Annotated in this window: 1 protein-coding gene; it reads right to left on the minus strand. The window is 58.0% G+C overall.

The window, feature by feature from the left end; genetic code table 11:
• Window positions 1-145: 145 nt before the first annotated feature.
• Entirely contained in the window at window positions 146-385 is a 240-nt protein-coding gene (locus tag CA234_RS24185; RefSeq protein WP_126002951.1) for a hypothetical protein, read from the minus strand.
• Window positions 386-552: the final 167 nt, after the last annotated feature.

Here is a 552-nt window from a genome sequence, read left to right on the forward strand (position 1 = left end):
GCTGTAGAACAGCGACTCCTGCGGCACGGTTCGCTCGCCCATCATCCAAACGTCTCCCGCCAACCGGCTGGAGTGAATCAGACCGTCACCGCGACTTCAAGGGCGGGTTTTTCAACATAATCGGTGGGAAGCGGACGTTCGCGGATCAGACTTCCCGCGTCCATTCATCCCCGATCAGAAGCTCGAGCTCGCGTTCGGCTGCACTTAGATCGCCAAACAAGCCGCTCAATAGTCGGTCTTCCATCCAGTAGGGCTGAGTACCGTCCTCAAGGGTTGCACCGTCGTGAACGAGCACAAATAGTCCGTCTGGTCGCTTCCGGACTGAGTAGCGCGTCAGACCGTCAGACGCGACGAACCTGCAGACCGTGATGCCAGTGACGTTCATTCGGCAATCCTAACGCCGCAAAAGTATGTCCGCTACTGGGCGATTATGTTGAAAAACCCGCCCTTGAAGTCGCGGTGACGGTCTGATTCACTCCAGCCGGTTGGCGGGAGACGTTTGGATGATGGGCGAGCGAACCGTGCCGCAGGAGTCGCTGTTCTACAGCTTCA

Origin of the sequence: Sphingomonas sp. ABOLE (assembly GCF_003950455.1) — a bacterium.
Classification (GTDB): domain Bacteria; phylum Pseudomonadota; class Alphaproteobacteria; order Sphingomonadales; family Sphingomonadaceae; genus Sphingomonas; species Sphingomonas trueperi.